This is a genomic window from Vibrio sp. 1401 (assembly GCF_033340295.1).
The window spans coordinates 1-846 of record NZ_JAWOWF010000233.1 but is presented as its reverse complement, the minus strand read 5'-3'; the positions used below and the strand labels follow the sequence as shown (position 1 = coordinate 846).

The following is an 846-nucleotide window of genomic DNA, read 5'->3' as shown; positions in this document are numbered from 1 at the left end:
TTAAACCTCTCCAGTAAATACAGCTCGCGCCCTCAAATGAGGGCGCATAAAAATAGGTCACATCATTGGCAAACGCACTTCGCTCGCCAAATGTTTCAAGGTCGAGGAAGTTAAGATTCTGCGCTTTGCTTGTTGTATTCAATCGAATTGATGAACCACTCTTTGTCACCTTCCGGCGTTCGAACGGTAAATTCTTCATCCACTTGCTTTTTCAACATGGCTCTGGCCATAGGGGAATCAATGGAGATGTAATCTTTGGCATCACCATATATTTCTTCTGGCCCCACAATGCGGAACTTCTTCACATCACCGGCTTCGTTTTCAATCTCGACCCAAGCACCAAAAAAGACTTTGCCTTCTTGTTGAGGTGAGTAATCTACGATGGTGACTTCAGGTAAAAACTTTCTGAGAAAACGAACGCGTCGATCGATTTGACGCAGCAGTCGTTTATTGAAGGTGTAGTCAGCATTTTCCGAACGATCGCCAAGGCTGGCCGCCCACGTCACGATCTTGGTGATTTCTGGACGCTTTTCATTCCAGAGGTAATCGTGCTCTTGCTTGAGTTTGTTATAACCTTCACGGGTAATCAGCTTAGTTTTCAATTTGGCTCCTATTCATTTCGGCATAAAAAATGCCGCACATTCAGCAGCATCGACGCTTACGCGATCTTCATCCTAAACCTAGAATTATACCCAAAGCCACAAGATTCTCAGAGCGGACTTTGGGTATTGGCAATTAGGTTAGGCGACGGTTCGACTATTTTTCGTAATCTGGTTTTTTCGTCACGATGTAATTGGTTTCACTCGCCACTAACGCACCGTGCTTTAAGAAGTTTTTACCCAAAAT

The 846-nt window shown here is 44.3% G+C and carries 1 protein-coding gene; it reads right to left on the bottom strand.

The features are described from left to right. Positions 1 to 110: 110 nt before the first annotated feature. Positions 111 to 602 carry a transcription elongation factor GreB gene (greB, locus tag R7Z77_RS24785; RefSeq protein ID WP_005458979.1) on the bottom strand — a complete coding sequence of 164 codons (492 nt, stop codon included), beginning with the start codon at positions 600 to 602 and terminating at the stop codon, positions 111 to 113. Between the last annotated feature and the right edge of the window lie 244 nt (positions 603 to 846).